The following is a 20,643-nucleotide window of genomic DNA, read 5'->3' as shown; positions in this document are numbered from 1 at the left end:
GACGAGATGCATGATGTAATTTACTACATCATGCATCTCGAGTTAGCCATACTGTACGCTCTTAATCTACTCTAAGATTTTGCTTGCTACGAATGCTAGATCAGCAATATCTATTTTGTTATCCTTGATAACATCCAACTTCTTGTATTGATTCCAATCTGCATCTCCCAGTTTCTTGCCATATGCAGCTGCTACCATAGCTAGATCGCCAATGGAGATCTTTCCATCACCATTAACATCTGCTGATGGTACCGAAGTTTCTGGATTCACAGAATCAACAAATGCATTTAGGGCAACATTCAATTCGGTATACGCTTGGTCTACCTGCTCTTGCGTAGCGTTAGTGTTATTAACAACGCCTTGCGCTTTCGCAATCGCTGCTTGAAGTGTAGCTTTGCTTCCAATTGGATATTGACCAGCTTCTGTACCCTCTACAGCGGAAGCGAACTTGGTCTGTGCATTAGCAACCAATTGAATGAGAGAAGCTTTATCTACATTGTTCTGTACTTGATTGATTTGAATATCATGCGAAGCGCCATCAAGCTCCTTCTCTACACCAAGACCGTTTGCAATGACCACTTTAGATAGTGTCACCGTAGTCTTTGCAGACACATCACTTGCTTTCGCTTTGAAGTTCAGCTTCAAGATGTCTCCTGTTACCTGTTCTCCGTTCATATTCGCAAGAATAAGTCGTACCTTACCTAACGTACTAAGTGTCTCAATAATTTGGTTATCCACATTGGATTGCTCCGCCGAGATGAACTCCAACTGATTTGAATCATACGTGAAGGTTAAATCCTGACCATACGCTTCATGCGTAATATCACCTAAGCCATATGTTAATTCAAAGTTCGCTCCAGAATTCGCTTCTGTCGGTCCTGCAATGTGGAGACCTACAGACGGTGCTACAACTGCGGCTTTCACAAGTCTAGCATCGGCCCAATCTCCATGATCTTCTGAATTTCCATCACCAGAGTCGGTAACAACAAGCTTTAATTCACGAACACCTGTCACATCTAGTTCAATATCTTTGGCTACGGTCGTATTCTTCATCTTGCCGCTATCATAGGCTTTCACACCATCGAGGAATACTTGGAAGACAATCGTGTTACGATCAGCGGCTGTTCCAATCGCCTCCTGATCGACTCCAACCGTTGCTAGGAAGGTGATGAAGTCTTTACCTGTAAGATCATAAATCACCTCAGAATTGGCATGTGTTCCAATCCCCTTCTTGTAGGTAACTGCCCCGTTAGCTCCACGTAAAGTAATTGGATTTCCATCAATGCTCTTATCTTTCTGTACGTTCAACCAACCCGTTGTAGCACTGACCCAATCCATATCGCTCAAGAAATGATCCACAATACGGAATTGAATTTCATAAGTCTCAGTGATTAGACCGTCAGCTGATGATACAGTGATGATCGTCTTGCCCGTCAAATCAGATGCGGGGGTCATCTGAACATTGACACTCGCACTACTTGGAACAACGGTAACCGTTGGCACTTTCGTCGTGCCACGCTGAACATTGTACGTATAGTTGAATTTCTTCGAATCAAATCCATCTAGCGTTACACCATCTACTTTGATGGACTGAACGAGTTGAACGGTTGTAACCAACTTACTTAATGCCATAAGATCTGTGGTATTCGCAGGAATCGGTCTAAGCTTATAGCTATAGCTATAGTCCTTATTGGAATACAACATATATGGAGCATGTGGTTTAGCTCCCCAACTATTATCACCGCCAACGCCCATTTGTTTATAATTGAGGCGTAGCGTAATGTCATTACGATAATTCAATTCATGAGGATGTTTAGGTCCATCTAAATCAAACGGTGTGTAATGTAGAGCATTCGCTTCCATCGTTGGTGCACCAATGGCCATTAAGCCAGCACCATCATTGTTCGTCAACGCAACCCAACGAACATCAGTTTTATTTCCTGTTTCAGACGGTTGGATATAAGGGAAGAATTGATCATTTACAGTACTTCTGTACTGACCAACGTCTGATCCGCTATTGCGATCCTGATAGTTCTCCACAGGTCCGCGGCCATACCAGTCTATATTCTCGAACTGTTGAGGTATCGTCATAATATTGCCTACCTCTGGAATCTCAGGCAAATTACTTGCACCTGGTTTCATTTCATTCACGACTTCAATATCTCCATTAGCGAAGATGGTGTAAGACGTTTTGAATGTAGAAGCTGTTGTTGTTGGCAATAGGCCAACGACATCGATTTTAACGACCTTTGCACCTATCTTCGAAACATTAACACTCGTAACACTTCTATTCTTACCTGCATTTTTCCAAGTCGCTGTTCTTGTAGCATGTTGATTTCCTTTATCGTTATCAATCGGGGCTCTCCAGAAATGAGGTGCAGGTCCTTCCTCAATGAGGTTCATCCCTTTAAAACGGAATGAATCGATCGTTCCCGTTGATTTATTAAAATTAAGATCCATATCATTTGTTGTAATCTTTACTTGCGTAGCAAGTTCTTCTACAACTAATTCTGACATTGCGCCAATATCTTCAGCTATCGCTGAACTCGCATCAATCGGAAGCTTAAATTGTTGCTTCGCGATTTCATGACCAGCCTTTGCCCATAAGGTGTCTGACTTCAACTTGAAGCTAATGTTAAGCCAGTATTCTACGCCCAGTTCTGCTACAGGCATCGTATAAGGAACCGTCAGTTGTTTCGTCGTCAATCCTTCGATATTTAACTGTGTTGCGTCGATGACTCCTTGCTGAATAACTTTATTATCTGCTTTCAATTCCCAAGATGCCTCGTATTCATTGACATTTGCAAATAAGAATTCATTCTTGATCTCAATCTTACCTGTATTAAGATCTACTGCTTTCGCATGAATGTCTTGATATACCTGTTTAACTTCCCATAATTCTGGTTGCACGGTTCGGTCAGCAGAGATCAGGCCATTAGCCATGAAGTTCCCATCATTCGGGGAATCTCCGAAGTCTCCACCGTAGGCAAAATACTCCTGCGAAACAAGAGCTTCCGACTTTGCGTCACTCGTGTTGAAATCCATCCATATCACTGCACTATCGTCTTTCGTTCGAGTTGTGTCATTGAGCTCCGCCAAAGTTAAACCTCGGTTGTATACACGTACTTTGTCAAAGCTCATACTTGAAGTTCTGTTTAGTTGCGTATCCTTCCCGATAGCTAATTGGAAGGCATTAGCAGTAAGAGCGCCTGTTACAGCTTTGGTGGCAACGAATTGACCATCAAGATACAGCTTCAGTTCCACTCCATCATAGGTACCCGCTACATGATGCCAGTTATTCAGCCAATTGGAAGGTAGATCAGCGATCGCTGAGTTCCATGTCCCGTTACGGTAGATGAATACTTCCAATTTGTTCGTACCGTTCATCTTTAATGAGAATTGCGTATCACCCTTCGTGATGATAGGACTGTTCGCAATGTTCGATAATGGCTTAATCCAAGCTTCCAGTGTCAAAGAACCTGTAAGGTTGAATTTAGGGTCATTTGGAAAGGTAACCGTCGGAGAAGTCATCTTCTTGGGTTGGAGAACGCCCGTTACACTGCCATCAGAACCAACGATTTCCCCCGTATAATTCGCTTCAAAAGAATGAGCCGTATCCGTTACATATGTTCTTTCCGATGGCGTCTTCGTACGTACAGCTTGATCTACCCAATCCCAGATAAATCCACCTTGCAAATTCGGGTATTTACGAATAACATCCCAATACTCTTGCAGATTTCCTACGCTATTCCCCATAGCATGTGCATATTCACAAAGAATATATGGTCTTGGGTCGCTACTCTTTGCGTAGGTTTCCAAATATGGAACACCTGCGTACATGTCGCTGACCATATCCGTTACACGCTTATCATTGTATCCTTCATAATGAATAGGTCTTGTTGGATCAAGACTGCGGATATACTCCGATTGAGCAATGAAATTCGAACCCTGTCCTGCCTCATTTCCCAAAGACCAAATCAAGACAGAAGGATGATTCTTATCTCTTTCTACTAGGCTAGCTGAGCGATCCTTAATATTGTCCAACCACTCCACTTTATTCGTAGGAACTGTAGCTCTTACGCCGTGTGTTTCGAGATTCACTTCATTTAAAATGTACACACCATATTTATTAGCCAAGTCATACCAGAACGGATGATTCGGATAGTGGGACGTACGTACGGCATTGATATTAAATTGCTTCATCAATTCAATATCTTGAACCATAAGTCCAATATCTAATGTGCGACCTGTGTCAGGGCTTGTTTCGTGACGATTAACACCCTTGAGTAGGATCGGCTTACCATTGAGCTTCATTTGTTGTTTATTGGAACCGTCAGGCATAAGTTCGATCTCGAACTCCCGGAATCCAACACGTGTTCCAGCAGCCTCGATCACACTGCCACCTGCATCCTTCAGACTGAATACAAGTGTATACAGATTCGGGTCTTCCGCAGACCATTTCAATGGATTCACAACAAGCTTAGATCCACTCACTTGTACTTCGGAATGACCATTGACATCGACATTCATGACGACAGGTTGCGTAAATACCTGTTGGTCGTTCGCATCATAGAGCATAGCTTCTACCTGATGTGCCCCTGGATCTGCGTCTGTCACATAATTGTGAACATCAACACTCAAATTCAATGTTGCATCCTTATATTCAGAATCCAAATCCGTCACAACGGTGAAATCACGAATATGAACTGGAGGTGTGTTGACTAGGTATACATCGCGAATAATACCGCTCAACCTCACGAAATCTTGATCCTCCAACCAACTGCCATCTGACCAACGGTATACCTCAACCGCAAGCGTGTTCTCTCCTGCCTTTAGATATGGGGTAATATTGAAATCTTTCGCCGTAAAGCTATCCTCGCTGTATCCGACTTTCTGACCATTCACCCAGACGTAAAATGCACTTTCTACGCCTTGGAATGAGATGAATGTCTGTCTGCCATCCCAATTCTGTGGGATGGTAAATGTTCGTTTGTATGAACCAACTGGATTATATTGTGTTGGTGCGAATGGTGGCTGTACATTTGTACTATTGCCATTGCCCCAGAATGGATAGGTTACGTTCGTATAAATGGGGAAGTCGTAACCCTGCAACTGCCAATCACCTGGAACCTTAATTTCATCCCATGTACTCGTATTGTACGAATCTTGGTAGAAATCAACTGGACGTGTAGCTGGATTATTGGCGAGATGGAATTGCCATTGTCCATTTAAAGATTGGTAATTCGATGATGGGTTCTCGAGCATCGCTGAGATCATATCCGCACCTTGTAGTGCAGATGCTGTATCCTTGTAGGGAATAAAAGAGGTATGAGCCTTTTCACGGTTCTCTTGGAAGATAGCCGGATTATTATTCCACTCTGGATATCCATTCGTAGGTGCAGCTAGTGAGACCGTCTCTAAGAAGCTTGCCGAGATCATTAATAAAGATAAAAGAGATAAGAAAGTCCGCCTAAAACTTAAATTGATTTTCATTTTTGCCCTCCAAAAGTTGATTTAATTGTGCTACTCCATTAGATCAGTTATCTTTCCATTACATTTCGAGAATTTGACGAGCGATAATCGTTAATTCAACAATATCAATCTTCTTATCACCATCGAGATCCATATGCTTTACTTGATCCCAATCCACATCTGCTTCTGTCTTACCATAGTTCGATGCAACGATAGCAAGATCTCCAATACTCACTTTGCCATCTCCATTGATGTCCGGGGATAATTCTACCGGTGCTGTGTAGAAGGCAATCTCAACAGAAGAAGTACCTGCAACGGTTTCAAACCCATTCTCATCTCCGACTACGGCTGTTAAGACTTGAATCGCTCCAGTTGCAGCATGATCCAATGCCTTCGCCCGAAAGTGAATTGTCGCTATTTCCGTATCAGTAGAAATCCCGTGACCTGCCCCTAAACTAGCAACAATTAATCGTATCGACCCAGTACGGTCGACAGAATCTATAATACTTACTCCTTCAATCAATGATTCCACGGATACAAATTCCATTAATGAAACATCGTATTGAACCGTAATTTCCTGTGCATATACCGTTCTTGTTACACCTTGAAGACCCATATTAATGCTAAATTCCTTGTTGTACTCCACTTTGCTTGGCGCAGTTAATGTAGTCGTTAATGTGGAAAGATCAACAAGAGGAACAACGTCATCCGCATATGCTGTATTTAGACCAACAAGCCCTATTGAACCAATCATTAGTGCGAATGCTAGAGTGATCACTTTTAGAAATTTAGAGCGTTTCATAACGTATCCTCCATGTCATTTCATTCGACTCTTTCCTTATTCCAGAATTTTGCGAGCAATGATCGCGAGATCGTTGATATCAATCTTGCCATCGCCGTTCACATCTGCCTTCTTGACTTGCTCCCAAGCGATATCTGTTTTTGTTTTACCATAGTTTGCTGCAACGATCGCTAAATCGCCAATGCTTACTTTGCCATCCCCATTAATATCTGGAGATAATTCTACCGGTGCAATTGTAAATGCAATGTTCGCAGAAGAAGGTGCTGCGTCTGTCTCCACGCCATTTCCATGACCCATAAAAGCTTTTACAACAGCAATTGTACCGATCGCCGGTTCTAAGGATGACTTTGCCTTAAAGGTTAGTTTTACGATTTGTGCATCACCTGAAATGCCATATAGTCCACCTTGACTAGCAAAGATCAAACGGAGAGATCCCGGACTTTCAATCTTCTCTATGACACTTACACCATCAATCAACGAATCAATGGACACAAGCTCCATTCGGGTTACATCGTATTGAATCGAAATGTCTTGTGCATATACTGCTTCCGCTACTTTTGAAAGACCATAATTAACTATAAAAGTCTCCCCATATTGAACTGTACTTGGAGCAGTTAATGTCGATAAAGGAAGATCTGTTGTAGCAGCTGCAAGGACAGTCACTCTACTCGTGTCTGTAAAACCTCCTGCTAACGTAGTCACTGTAATATCCGCAGTTCCTGCCGCTTTGGCCGTTACAATGACCTTTCCATCCACAACGTCAACCTTAGCTACCGCTTCATTGTTAGAAGTCCAGGCAACCTTTTTATTCGTTGAGGATTCCGGTAGAACCAATGCAGACAGTTGCATCATTTCTCCTTCTTGTAACGTAATTGTCTTCTTATCCACTTGAACTCCAGTTACAGGCACTTCAGCAACATCATTGGCGTATACGAAATCATCGAAGACCGCGACCGACGCACCGAATACACGAGCTCCCATTTTACCTGCCTCGGTTGGAAGACTTGAGAGATTACCTTCGAAATAGGTTGTTCCGTCCACGATCAACGTAATTTTACTACCTTCATATTTCACTTTAACAGTAGAAGTCACGCCATTACGCAATGCTGCCGCTGGGTTATTGGTAACCAATCCATAGTTATCTTGCGCATTCACCCAGTACCATGAACCTCCATCAAATCCAATAGAAGCCCAAGCGTTGTTATCCACATACCGGAAAATAATACCTTCACGCAAAGCAGTACTCTGCGGTGTTACTTTAAATTCAATCTCTCCGTCTTGCACATTCGGAGAATTCATATCTACAAACACGTTGCTTGCTCCATTGGCTGTCAATTTCAATGCATGAAGACTTGCATTCGCCGGAGCATCCACGATGGACATATTTCCAACATTAACTCCTGTCATTTGTTGCCAGCCCACAAGCGAATTGTCTTCAAAGTCCCTTGCATATCTTATTGGATTCTGAACGGGAGGAATGTCATTCGGATTCGATTGATATACCTCAAATTCATATAAGGAAAAGCCATACGTTCCCGCACGTTTGGTACCCAGCATTCTTACATATCGTGCATTTTCAGCTTTCTTTAAAGTGATGTTCTCCACACCACCAGCACCAGCAGTCGTCGAGAATACATCACGCCAAGACACGGCATCATCTGAGACTTGGATTTTGTAGCCTCTTGCGAATGATAATTCCCATTTCAGAACAATCTTTTTGATATCCATCGCTGCCCCTAGATCCACGTATATCCATTCATTGTCCGTTTTACCTGAGGACCAACGAGTAGTTCCATTACCATCGAAGGCTAAATTAGCCGTAAATTGAGGTGCTTCTAGTGAAGAGGCCGTTGCTGGTTTACCAGATGCAATGTTGACCGTCCACGAAGGTGATCCTGCTTCAACAGCAATTTCACTGGCCGTTAATACGCGATTGAAAATTTTGAATTCATCCAACGATCCTACAAAGGAGTTCTTCTGACCTCCGATCATTTCAATAGGGAGTATCGTTGTATCGGATACTTTACTCTTCAGCTCCCCATCTATGTACAATGAAGTGCCACTTAAATCTCCTTGGAAAGCCACGTGTACAAAGCGGCCTGTTGGAATAGCTACACTAAAGTTGTAATCATAACCTTCGCGAGTAAACCCAGCATTCACACTACCCCTTTGTTTCAGTTTCAATGCACCATCTTTAGATTCTGTAAAGATCATTTCATCGGCCTGTAATCCTTCATCAAGTTTCACCCAAGCAGAAATAGTCCATGGTAGTCCTTTAGAAGATAAGCCTGTCACAATTCGATCACTCGTTCCATTGAACACAACGGACTTTCCTGATTTGCCTGCATCTGACCAGGTCACATTCTTTAACGTGCCTTCATAGGCATTACCTGACTGATCCGAAGTTATAAGGGAAGCTCCTTCTTCAAATGGGTAATGGACTACTAGATCTCCAACCGATTTAACCTCACGAAAAAGGTCTACTCCTGGGCCTACACCAATCACACTAGTTAAATTATTAAATTCAGCAAATGTTGCACCACTCGATTGGCTTCTCCACATCTTCTCTGCCATTACGGGTACAGCATCATTCACTCGGTCAGCGATTTCGGCTGCACTTACTACTCTTCCGAGCTTATCATTCCACAAGGCAAACATTCCGCCTAGTAGGTTGGGTTCGCCTTCCTGTAAATTGTGAGTTCCACCGAAGTAGGTCGGAGTCCAATTATTAAACAACCATTGCTTATCTAAATAGTCGTGATAATAGTTGGCCTTAGGTACCATATAGAGTTGGGCATCATCTGTATTAATGATTTTGAACCCTTGAGCTATGGCGTCTTTCGGATTTTGCCACCCTTTATTCCAAGCATTCATGACAATATCGTTATCCACGACGGTGTTCCCAGGGAATTGACTAAGGCTTCCCCACATTTGAGCTGTTTTATTTTTACTCTTGATATGTGCATTCATTGTATTTAGGAATTTTCTGTACACCTCGAATTGAGTCGTATCTCTGCGATCGAATTCATCACCACCGAAATGAATTCGGTCCGTATCAAACCAATCACTATCCAAATATTCATCCCATATGTCCTTCACAAACGCGATCGTTTCCGGTCGCGAAATATCTAGATGATCTATTGGTAAATTGGGGTGTACCAGATCCTTTCTCACCTTGGTGAAAGCAAGCGAATGACTGGGCATATCAATCTCAGGCGTAATTGTTAGACCTCGAATGGCTGCTAAATCTTGAAGCTCCCGAAATTCTTGTTTCGTATAATGTCCATCTTTCGCCGTCAACTCTGGATACTTTGTACTTTCCAGACGAAACGCAGCATATCTACTCCAACTGTTCTCATCCCTGTTCAAATCACTGAATAGTTCATTATCACTTAAATGAAGCTGGAACTCATTTAGTTTATAGTAGGACATCAACTTCACATATTCCTTAAGGTCATCCATTGAAATGAATTTACGTCCTACATCCAACATAAATCCTCTTACTGGATACTTGGGGAAGTCCTTTGAATGCCCTTTCACAATATTTGACTTTTGTGAATCTTGCTCTAAGATTTGCAAGGCTGTTCTTGTACCGTAGAAGACCCCTGCTTTTGTATTTGCACGAATAGTAACGTAATTTCCAACTTCGAAATAATACCCTTCATCACCAATGGTACTGTCTATTTTTGTATTCAATGTTAGTAGAAAATCACCTATTGTTGCTTCATTTCCACTTACCATTGGAATATCTCGCCCCGTCATTTCTTTCAGGTCTGTTGTGAATTGAGTGGCTGTCGATTTCAATGCAACATCCGAATATACTATTCTTGTGTTCGAAGTCAGCACGAATGAACCCGTACTCCCTGTCCATTCTTGTAGACTAGGAATCACCTTTGGTTTAGCATTGATATCACCTTCCGCAGCACCAACTGACGGTATTGGAATTGAACACAAAATCAAGATACATGTGATAATCATACTCATACACCTTTTCAATCTCTGATCACCTCTCCGTTATTAAAATAAAGTAAGAATAGGCACACAATGCTAATTGATCACATCATGTACCTAGACTTACAAACTTCTTTTACTTCAACTTGATTTACTCAACAATCTTCTTAGCAACGATAACAAGATCCTCTAGACCAATTGTTCCATCTTTATTCACATCTGCTTTCTTCACTAACAACCAATCCGAACTCGATGCTGTTTTACCATAGTTCGCTGCGATGATAGCCAAATCACCAATACTTACTTTGCCATCTCCTGTAATATCACCTATGATACCTTGATCGGGAATCTCAATATTGACCGTTGTTGATGATGGCATAACACTGAATTCACCAACATCATCAGCGATATCAGCCTTCGTGATCGAAATCGTACCACTTGAATTCGTTGGTAAGTCTTTTGTTCTAAATGACATCTCAAGTACATCTGAATTACCCGTCATACCATTCGCTTCTCCTTGACTTGCTAGGATGAAACGAAGTGCATTAGGTGATAAAATCTGAGGCTCAAAGAGAGTCACGCCAGTATTAAGTGATTTGGCCTCAATGAAATCCATGACATTAGAGTCATAATTCACCGTAAAGTCTTGCGCATATATATTCCGCGTAAGATTGACTAGACCAAGCTTGACTGCGAAATCTGCATTGGTTAATACAGTAGCTGGAGCGGTAAGCTTCGTTCCAGATGCTATAACGCTAGCCTTTTCAACGGTTACTTGACTTGTAGCTGTGAAGTTCCCATCGATAGTTGTAACTGTGATGTCGGCTGAACCCACGCTTATACCCGTAACTATCGCACGTCCGTTCTGAACTTCAACTGTAGCAATTGTATTATTGCTGCTGGCCCATGTGACATTCTTATTGGTTGCATTAGCAGGTTGAAGCCTCGCCGTAAGCTCGGCTGTTGCACCTTCTTGAAGCGTGATCTGTGTCGTATCTACTTGAACACCAGTAACTGCAATAACCTGTGGAGTAGACACTTCCTCATACACATTAATCTCCGCCGCTGATGCATAATTACCTACACCCGCTGTAGCTTCCAATTTAAGATGCGTCGCTGTCACGGAAGGGAAGCGAAGTTTCTTCACTTGGTCATTCTGCGCCCATGTACCCGTAGTCACCAGCGTGAAATCAACACCATTTGTACTTGAATACAAGTTATATTTGGTAATGGTACCGTTCAATGCACCTGCTCTTGGCGTGTAATTCAATTGATTCACCTTACGGCTTGCACCAAGATTCAATGTAATGGATTCCGGCAAATGCGGCGTAGCCCAACTCGTATGCCACAGCGTAGTAGTATTACCATCAAGGGCATTTGAAGCTGCGTCACCTGCTTGGGAACTCGTTGCCGATGCCGTCATTTGTCCCTGCGGAACGATTTGATTGGCTAAGAATACATTGACAGACACAGTCGCGCTAATATTACTTCCATCCGTAGTTGTGACTGTGATGGTTGCAGCTCCTGCTCCTGTAGCATTTAATGTACCTGCTTGATCGACAGATACGATTTCTGGATGGCTAGAACTCCAGGTTAGCTTTCTGTTAAAGGCATTGGCTGGACTCACTTGTGCATTGATCTGCACAGATTGACCCAAATTCATTTCTATATTTTGTTGTGATAGTGTTACACTTTGAACAAGGGTACCTTCAACAGGAATGATTGGACCTTCGTCGTTAACACGAATGTTATCCACTACGAGTGTTCCTGTTAATTCCTTTTCGTTATTCACTTTATTCTTGATAATCGCAAGATAAGCGTCTTTAGCGCCTTCTGTTGCAAAGGCTATATCTAAAGTGTTAACCCCTTCTTTTAACTTCTGTGAAGCCAAATCCCGAACAACACCATTTTCTTTGACACGTATTGCCACTGTGTACATATCTAGTTCATCCGATTTATAATTCATCGTCAGATGATAGAGGTTATCTTCCTTCAACCGAAGGGTATGTGGCAATGTTCTAAGCCATTCACCCGTACCTTCTTCGTTGGTTTTCAGTGACCATTTGTCATCTAATACGTAATTTTGAAACTGAACAATCGGTGCCGGTGCCTTTTCAACTAAATGTGTACGTACTGGGCCTGATTTCGCATAGACGAATGGACCCCAACCTTCATCGACATTCTCGAAATCTTCGAACATGACCGAATTTCCAGTTTCCGTTTTGGTTGGATTCTCCCATACCCGGACATCATCAAAGATGACTTTGGCGTTACCTGCATCTACCTTCAACTGAAGGAGTGCTTTATCGCTTTTGGCATCGAATGATACTTTGACCCGTTGGAAGTCCGCATTATAATATTTGTGTTGTTGGGACAAATATTTATGTTCCGTATTATCAAGATAATTGTTAACTTCCTCAGCACCCTGTTTCACACTGATGTCTACTTTACGTTTTCCATCAATATTTACCCATGCTGAAGCTGAATATGTTTTGCCAGCTACAAGCCCTGTAATGTCTTGTTGGATGGTTGCATCAGCTGGACCTTTTACTTGAAGTTGATCATCAGCGTTACTGTTCTTAACGAATTGAACATGATCCGTTGTTCCCCCTGTTGATGATTTACTCCAATTGTTAAATTGTTGACTATCGAAGCCATTATCCTTAGCCGGACTACCTTCGCCCCATACCATTTCTGCTTGAACAGGAGCGGTATTTTTGTACAACACATATCCAATTCCTTGTTGCGCAGTCAGCGTGACTTTCCCAGCGGTCACTGGCACACTTCCAACATGCTCGCGGCCCAAATCATTTAGCTTATATAATTGTACCGTTGTTAAATTGCTCCAGGAAGTTGGTAGACTCCAAGTTGTTGCCCCGCCTGCAGGATTCCAGTGGTAAATTTTATCCTCTGTTTTGGGATCCCAAGGAATAAAGACGGTACTGTTAGTAATGCTGCTGCTATCTGTCATGATTGCAATGTCTTTTCCATCTTTGCTCAAGTGAATTTTACCATCGGATTGTCGCTCAACTGCTACCTGATCTTCAAAGGTAACCTTGTTGGGTTCCATTTTTATAATAGGGAAGTTCTGCATATATTTTGTCGGTAAGTTATGATTAAAGAAAGCTGCTGTCGTCGTTTTATAGCTATAGAATGGATCACTATTCTGCCAATATCCAACACCAACTTGTTTGTTTCCTTTCAATAATGGGGTAGTTAAGAATCCATCTAACACGTCATTACGAAGGAAGCGTATAATTTTACTATCATTACCGGCATTCGGATAACCTGGATCTGTCCCCCAATGTACCCAAGCTGACTGCTCGAATAGAGGACCTGCAAATTCTGTGCCCAGCATCCAACCGTTTCCATTAATGTACTCTGCCAATTTCTTTGCATTATAATCAGCGCCTGCATAGACATCGACATATACAAAAGACAGATTTTCTTTCGTATCATCCTTCAACATGTCAAGACGACGTTTCAATTCCCCTGACTCTACATCCTTCGTTTTGTTAACATAATAGGATTGGTCTAGCCAGCCCCATCCTTTACTTAACGGTTGGTTCATATTCTCATTCTTATACTCGAATGCATCTGTCATATACTCAGTAGCATTAATGTGAACGCCACCTTTAATGTTGTACTTCTTACCTTCGCTAAGAACAAAGTTGAAATCTTCAACCCCACCCTGACGAATACCAATGTGGCCGCCGTAATCGGGATGGGAATCATCATGTCCTTCCGCTTGGTAACCTTTATACAATACGATCTGCCCAAATCCATCTGTCAGATTTGATATTTTCTTCGCATTATCGAACGCGCGTAGGAACGGCGACGTTGTAGTGGAGCCAATATTCATACTGATATATGAAATATTATCGCGAATCATTTCACTACCAACGGGCGCATCTGCTTCTTGACGGTATACAATGGCACCATCCTGCCAATCCACGAGGGTATCATTATTCGCATCAGGCGTTAATATCACCTTAGCCCATGGTAAAGGTTCTGGATCTAACACAAGGTTGGCACGATACGTCCATGCACCACCCGAAATTGCTGCCTTCTTCGTATTTAATGTTGTATCCGTTGCTAATTTCACACGGACCTTGTCATCTCCGTTTACGACATTTGTGATCACTGTTGCCGCTAGCTTATCGTTATTAACAAATGCATAAGTACGACCTCCAGTGACATCTGTTGCACTTGCCTTGAGGTCCTTATATTCTTCAAAGACCCTATTCCATTCGCCTGTGACCCAGGCCGCTGTCTCTTGTGCTTTAGGCTCTGTTGCTATGACCGATACCAAATCATGATTCGGGAATTCAATCGTCTTTACTTTTTCCGTTCCATTTTCGCTTAGACTTACTACGTTGAATTTAAGCATATTATTTATGAGTTCCATGTCCACGTTCATATTTACATTAATCTCTGGAATCTGAAGGGTGTAAGAAGCCGTTTCTCCCTTCGTTGCTGTTGCAGCTTTTTTTACATAAGCAGTTGCAACAGGATGATACGACTTACCATTGATCTTCAATTCATTGAATCCGTTGATTTGACCGTTCATTTCTGCATTTGTACTATTCCATGTGTATTTTTTGACGCGAGGAAATTCTCTATCGATGGTGGCTGTTAAATCACTAGAAGTTAATGTATCCGTGATTGTAATCGGTCTAGGGACGACATTGTTGACGACTACTTCGTTCACCTTCACATCGTCGATTAGGAATGATTTGTTGGTGAACCAGCTACGGATACCGATCTTGCCTGCACCTTTAGGGAGACTGGCTAGACTCGTAGATAGAACGCTAACACCATCAATCGACATTTCTACATGATCACTTTCAAATTTTAGCTTAAAGGTATATTGTTGCCCAGCTACAAAGGTTGGACTATTGGTAGAAGTAATGTTTCCGTATGTTTCTGTTCCATTACTTAATGAATCCCATCCCCAGCTACCCGCATCGTACTGGATAACATTGTAGTTACTCGAATCCACATAACGATATACTAGACCAAATCGGCTTGGAGCTTCATTGAATGTTAATTTCACCTCATACTCACCATTAGCTAATGCAGGTGACTTTTGATCTGATAAGATAACTGCTCCAGTAGTCGCTGCTCTGACAGCTCCATTCTCAGCAGCGAATGTAGCTACTCCTCTACCGACAGTCCACCCACTAATGTCACCTGTATTGTAATTATTTACATAAGCAGGTACAGACTCAGCAGCAAATATGGCAGCTGGTGGCATACACAATTGCAATCCTAACAACGTAGTTAAGAGAATTCTAAACGCCTTTTTCCTATTCATAAATTACTATCTCTCCCATCTTATAAACCAGATAATAGTCTTTTAATAACAACCGCAGATTCTGCTCTTGTTGATTTCGCCTTAGGTTCAAACATGCCAACAGATCTTCCCTTCATCAATTTGGATGAGATGGCTAAGCCGACAGAACCCTTCGCCCATTCACTAATCTTACCTTCGTCTTTGAATTGACTTAATGAAACCGTTGGCAGTTCAACCGACGGATCGCCTGCTTTATATGCCTTAGCTCTTGCAAGCATCGTTGTCATTTCCTCGCGTGTAATACTCTTATTCGGTTCAAATGAGTTGATAGAAATGCCAGTAACAATACCCGCAGCATACGCCTTCTTTATTGTATCTTCATACCAAATGCCAGATTTAACATCGGCAAAAGGTTGTTTCTCCCCATCTTCAAGCTTCAAAGCCCGTGAGATCAAAGTCGCAAACTCCGCACGGGTGACATTTTTGTTAGGCGCAAAGGTATCAGCATCTACACCAAGCACAACACCTTGAGTCACCATCTCCATCACATCATCTTTGGCCCAATGCTTCACCATATCTTTGAATAATTTCGTGAACTTGGACGCGTTGGTCAACTTGAATTCTTGGCTTTTTAAATTGCGATCTAGAATTTTCAGATCCGTCCATTTCACTTCAGATGAACCAGCCTTTTTAGCTTTAAAGGTCACCTTCGTGATACTCAACTTCCCTGTCTCACCATTGACATTTCCAATTTTGGTGTGAGCAATGGTGATTTCTTTCCCTTTGGTGATTGGAGAAACGGAGAACCCTTTAATACTTGATTCTGCCTTTACAACTTCTAATACATTGGGATCGAAGTTAAACTTCGCTTCATAGGCATACAAATCTTTAATGTTTTCACCTTTTAACGTCACTGTGAATTCCCCATTCACAGATTCCGTAGCAGACGTTTCCATTTTGAAATCAGATGCCTTTTCAGCACCGACAGAAGCGCTCCACATCATCGTGCACATCATAAATGTTAAAGTTGTCAACATCATTTTTCTTTTCATTTTGTATCATCCCTTCTAATTTCATAGCTGCGTTTTATTGTTATTTACTAGTAAAAATAGTCAGCAACTCATGCATGATAACGCTTCCACTTCATTAGAATTTCTCATGGTGTATATCCATAACACCTTTCAATTCCCTCCTTATTTAGATAGTGAATCTTGTAACGTATTTTTATATCATACAAACTGCGTAAAACGATGCGAATGATTTATTATGATATGTATTGATATTTTTTGCTTTCAACTGCTCATTACGAATAATCATCACACACGGGTTGCTGAGATAAGATCATCATACATAGATCACTAGATGAACATAATGACGTTTTTGGTTCTTACATGATCTTTTATGTGTTCAAAATAGAATCACAACAAAAAAGGCGCATTCTTTGAATGTCGCCTCCACTTTGTTGCACAATATATTATTTATTTACTTTCTTGTCGATAAGCCAAAGGGCTAATACCCGTCGCTTTTTTAAATACTCGACTGAAATGTTCTGGATTATCATATCCTACTTGTTCTGCGACCTCATAGATCTTCAGCCCATTTCCTAAATGTTCCTTTGCCTTTTCAATTCGTAGATTGGTTAAATATTTAATGAAATTGATACCAATCTCTTTAGAGAATTGTTTGCTTAAATAACTTTCACTCACACCTAAATCATCACTAATGCTGGATAAATAAATACTCTCGTTGAATTGTTTTTCCAAGATTCTTTTTGTTTTAGCGACAATAGGACTTAACCAACTCGATGTATTTTTTAATTCAGGGTGTAGACGTACATGTAAATTTTGCAGAAATAATTCACCCCATTTATTTGTCTCATCCCAGGTCTCCAGTGAATTAATCTGACTGATCGTATGCGGTATTCCTTCTTGAAGTCCTTCCCACGATAGCCCTTTTTGATAGATTAAAGAACTTACTTCCCAGATGACATTACTAAATTCAAATCGCACCATATTGGGAGAGGAAGGGTATCTTCTAATAAGAAGTTCACAACATTGATAGTATTGTTCTTTCCATAACAAAGCATCAGAATCATTTAATGACTCTAATAGCTCAATTCGAGCATGCTTCCACTTCCCTTTCCAGTCCATCTCGTGAATATTCGAATAACCTTCAACTTCAGGATAGAAGACGCGATCGTACCCATTATAGTAGCTTAATACTGCCAATCGTTCAGCTTGACGAAATAATCGATTCCACAATTGAATGCCATCTGTCACATCACTGACTCCGATAGATATATGAAGATCTAACAACATCTTTAGCTTGATTTTCACATCCGTTAGGATTGTATCTGTCATCCTACGGATGGTCATAATACTACACTGCTCAGGGAAGGTAAAGAACATAGCATAATGTCGATCATCCGAACGACAAACATAGCATATAATGCCATTTCGATCCTTGCTTGTTACCATTTTAATAGTCTTAATAATCATAAGGTGGATATGCTCAAATTGAATCGAATCCGAGAGTCTAATTAAAGCTACTTCTTGATTCTTCTCTCCTAAATGTTCTCGCACAATAGCAAATCCATGTCTTAAATCCTCCAAATGATCATCGTTCATGAGATTCGTAGTATCTGATACGGATAACTGATGTAATATCGAAGAGACAATAGCTTCATTCTGATCAAAAGGTATTGATGCAACTGTAGATGTCTGACTATTACTTATAACTTCTACTGAATTCTCTAATAAGGGGGCAAAATATCCACCACCTAATTTAGCACTAAGCATTCGATTAAAAGTCATTTTCTTGAATATGGATTTATGTTCTCCATTATGGATTTGAGACATTAGATTATCGGACATTACATCATCATTTAATACGTTGTATAACATCATTTTATCCCCCATAATAGACTATTAATGGTTCAAATGTAATGACATGATGATAAGCTTAAATGATTTAAGCATGGTAAGTAACATTTCATGAAAATCTATGCGATGTTTTTATCAATTATGTACATGGTATATAATGTTAATTTCATTTTGCTATTAACCTAATTCCTCATGGGATATCCATATACCTTTTAGCCGACAAAGGTTCTTATTTTGCTACAAAAAATACTTCAAATTTAGAGAATGTCCAACAAAAGACATTAAAATCTGACATAACCAAAAAAAGCCACGAGTCGTGGCTTTCATTGTTATTTATTAGATAAGTATAAGGTGTTATTCTCACTCTGCCAGGTCACTTGAATTCCGATCAATTCCAACGTATTCCTAAGCGGAAGCATCACGGTTGAACCTTGGTATCGAGAAGGGATTATGGTTACTTCGTTACCATTAACCGTGGCAATGCTGGTAAGTGGTTTATGGATTAGCGTTCGTCCTCCTATTGAGATTGTTGCCAGCTTTGCTTCATTGTCCCACTGTACACTCGCGCCTAACAATTCCATGCACTCTCGAAGTGGAATATATAATCGAGAATTCACAAGTTCCAGTGGATCCTTCAATGTCCTCTCTTCTGCATTTATGAATACTCTCCCACTGAACACCTTAACGCCTATTGGATATCCATTCTTTTTTGCAATCTCTTCAAACGATAATTTAGATGTAGTGATGATGACGTATGATCCTTTTGCAACTTGATTAAACAGCCATGTTACCTCGTCATTGTACATTCGAATACAACCAGCGCTCACATACTTCCCAATTGAATTCTTATTGCTATTTCCATGAATCGCATACGTTGTTCCTTGCGTCCCATTCACATCAAGCCCAATCCATCGGTCTCCTAAAGGATTATTAGGGGCACCACCTTCAATCTTCTCTTTGTAATACGGTCTATTCTTAATCTTATTTGCAATCTTGAATTTACCCTCCGGAGTTAAAGATGGACTCTTTCCCGTGGCAACTGCGAATTCCTTTACCTTTTTACCATCTTGAAAATAAGCCAATGTATTGTTCTTTTTGTTCACCACAATCAAATCTGTAGTGACCTGATTCGCATTCACCTCCCCTGTGAATAAAGGCATACCAATCAAAAGAAAAACAACCGTAAGTAGCATATAACGTTGAATTGAATGAAGCAGTGTGCAAAACCTCCTTTATATTCACTATATTAATGCCATGAATGTCCTACGACTAGAAATTGAATGGAATACAACTTTTATAAAAACATGTCGTATGTTATCGTCATAATATCGAGGACAGCGGGGATACTACTTCCATATTTTGAATTGACGTGGCGATCAACATGAAAGGAGCAATGCAGCAATATGATCTATCACATCACATATGTATCCGATGGATTGAAAGTGAAGGGCTACCTAAGCTTGCCACATGGCTACACTCTCCCTACCTCACAATTAGAATATTTCGTTGACCAATCCTATGGTTCATTGGAGCTTCCAGTTCTCAGACTAACAAGTTCCATATTCCCTGAACTTCGAGATCTTCGAATGAAACAATGGCCAGTATTGATTTATTGCCGTGGAGGCATCGGAAAGGTTGGTCGTGTACGAACCGATTGGTTGGAACAATTCTCACATTACGATCATATTATCTTTGCACCTACCTATCGAGGAAATGAAGGGGGTGAAGGACGTGACGAATTCGGTGGTAGCGATCAAGAAGATGTTCATTCTGCCTATCGATTTCTGGAGAGTCTGTCATTCGTTGATAAGAACCGCATTTCAATCATGGGCTTCTCTCGCGGTTCTATCAATGCTACCCATACCGCCACTCAAATACGTCAAGTACATAAATTAATCCATTGGGGTGGTGTGTCTGACCTTGCAAAGACGTATGAAGAACGAATAGATCTTCGCAAAATGTTGAAGAGAGTTATTGGAGGATCCCCGAGTAAAGTCCCCGAATCCTATGAATTACGCTCTCCTATCTTAAAAACAGATCAAATTCATTGCCCAGTTCTCATCATGCATGGTACCCAAGACACACAAGTCGATTTCAGTCATGGATACAATATGTACCATAAACTTCAAGAAGAAGGTGTACACACACAGATTCATGCCTATGAAGGCTGTGATCATCATCTTCCACCTGATACACATTTAGTAGCCATTGAACGTATGTTTCAATGGATTGCTCAGTGA

8 protein-coding genes are annotated in these 20,643 nt (G+C 41.1%); 1 reads left to right on the top strand and 7 read right to left on the bottom strand.

Annotation, left to right across the window (positions count from 1 at the left end):
* Positions 1–66: 66 nt before the first annotated feature.
* The 7 genes from ACH8E3_RS04490 to ACH8E3_RS04460 all read right to left on the bottom strand — a co-directional run bounded on the left by ACH8E3_RS04490 (position 67) and on the right by ACH8E3_RS04460 (position 19,563).
* Entirely contained in the window at positions 67–5,493 is a 5,427-nt protein-coding gene (locus ACH8E3_RS04490) for a glycoside hydrolase family 2 TIM barrel-domain containing protein (protein ID WP_458631399.1), read from the bottom strand.
* A gap of 58 nt (positions 5,494–5,551) precedes the next feature.
* Positions 5,552–6,274 carry a cohesin domain-containing protein gene (locus ACH8E3_RS04485; RefSeq protein ID WP_458631398.1) on the bottom strand — a complete coding sequence of 241 codons (723 nt, stop codon included), beginning with the start codon at positions 6,272–6,274 and terminating at the stop codon, positions 5,552–5,554.
* 36 nt (positions 6,275–6,310) lie between these two features.
* Positions 6,311–10,252 carry a family 20 glycosylhydrolase gene (locus ACH8E3_RS04480; RefSeq protein ID WP_458631397.1) on the bottom strand — a complete coding sequence of 1,314 codons (3,942 nt, stop codon included), beginning with the start codon at positions 10,250–10,252 and terminating at the stop codon, positions 6,311–6,313.
* A 124-nt stretch (positions 10,253–10,376) separates the two neighbouring features.
* Complete coding sequence (locus tag ACH8E3_RS04475) at positions 10,377–15,542, bottom strand: endo-alpha-N-acetylgalactosaminidase family protein (protein ID WP_458631396.1); 5,166 nt, start codon at positions 15,540–15,542, stop codon at positions 10,377–10,379.
* A 20-nt stretch (positions 15,543–15,562) separates the two neighbouring features.
* Positions 15,563–16,573 (bottom strand): S-layer homology domain-containing protein, encoded by a 1,011-nt coding sequence (locus ACH8E3_RS04470; RefSeq protein WP_458631395.1) that lies wholly within the window; start codon positions 16,571–16,573, stop codon positions 15,563–15,565.
* A gap of 426 nt (positions 16,574–16,999) precedes the next feature.
* A complete protein-coding gene (locus ACH8E3_RS04465; protein ID WP_458631394.1) occupies positions 17,000–18,427 on the bottom strand; it encodes a helix-turn-helix domain-containing protein in 1,428 nt (475 codons plus the stop codon).
* A 305-nt stretch (positions 18,428–18,732) separates the two neighbouring features.
* On the bottom strand, positions 18,733–19,563 hold the full coding sequence (locus ACH8E3_RS04460) for a L,D-transpeptidase family protein (RefSeq protein WP_458631435.1): 831 nt from the start codon (positions 19,561–19,563) through the stop codon (positions 18,733–18,735).
* Positions 19,564–19,806: 243 nt separating this feature from the next.
* On the opposite strand from ACH8E3_RS04460, the gene ACH8E3_RS04455 reads away from it, so the two are divergent.
* Entirely contained in the window at positions 19,807–20,643 is an 837-nt protein-coding gene (locus ACH8E3_RS04455; RefSeq protein ID WP_458631393.1) for an alpha/beta hydrolase family protein, read from the top strand.

This window comes from Paenibacillus sp. CMAA1364 (genome assembly GCF_054373195.1).
The sequence above is the reverse complement of the archived record's forward strand: the minus strand, read 5'-3'. Positions and strand labels throughout refer to the sequence as shown.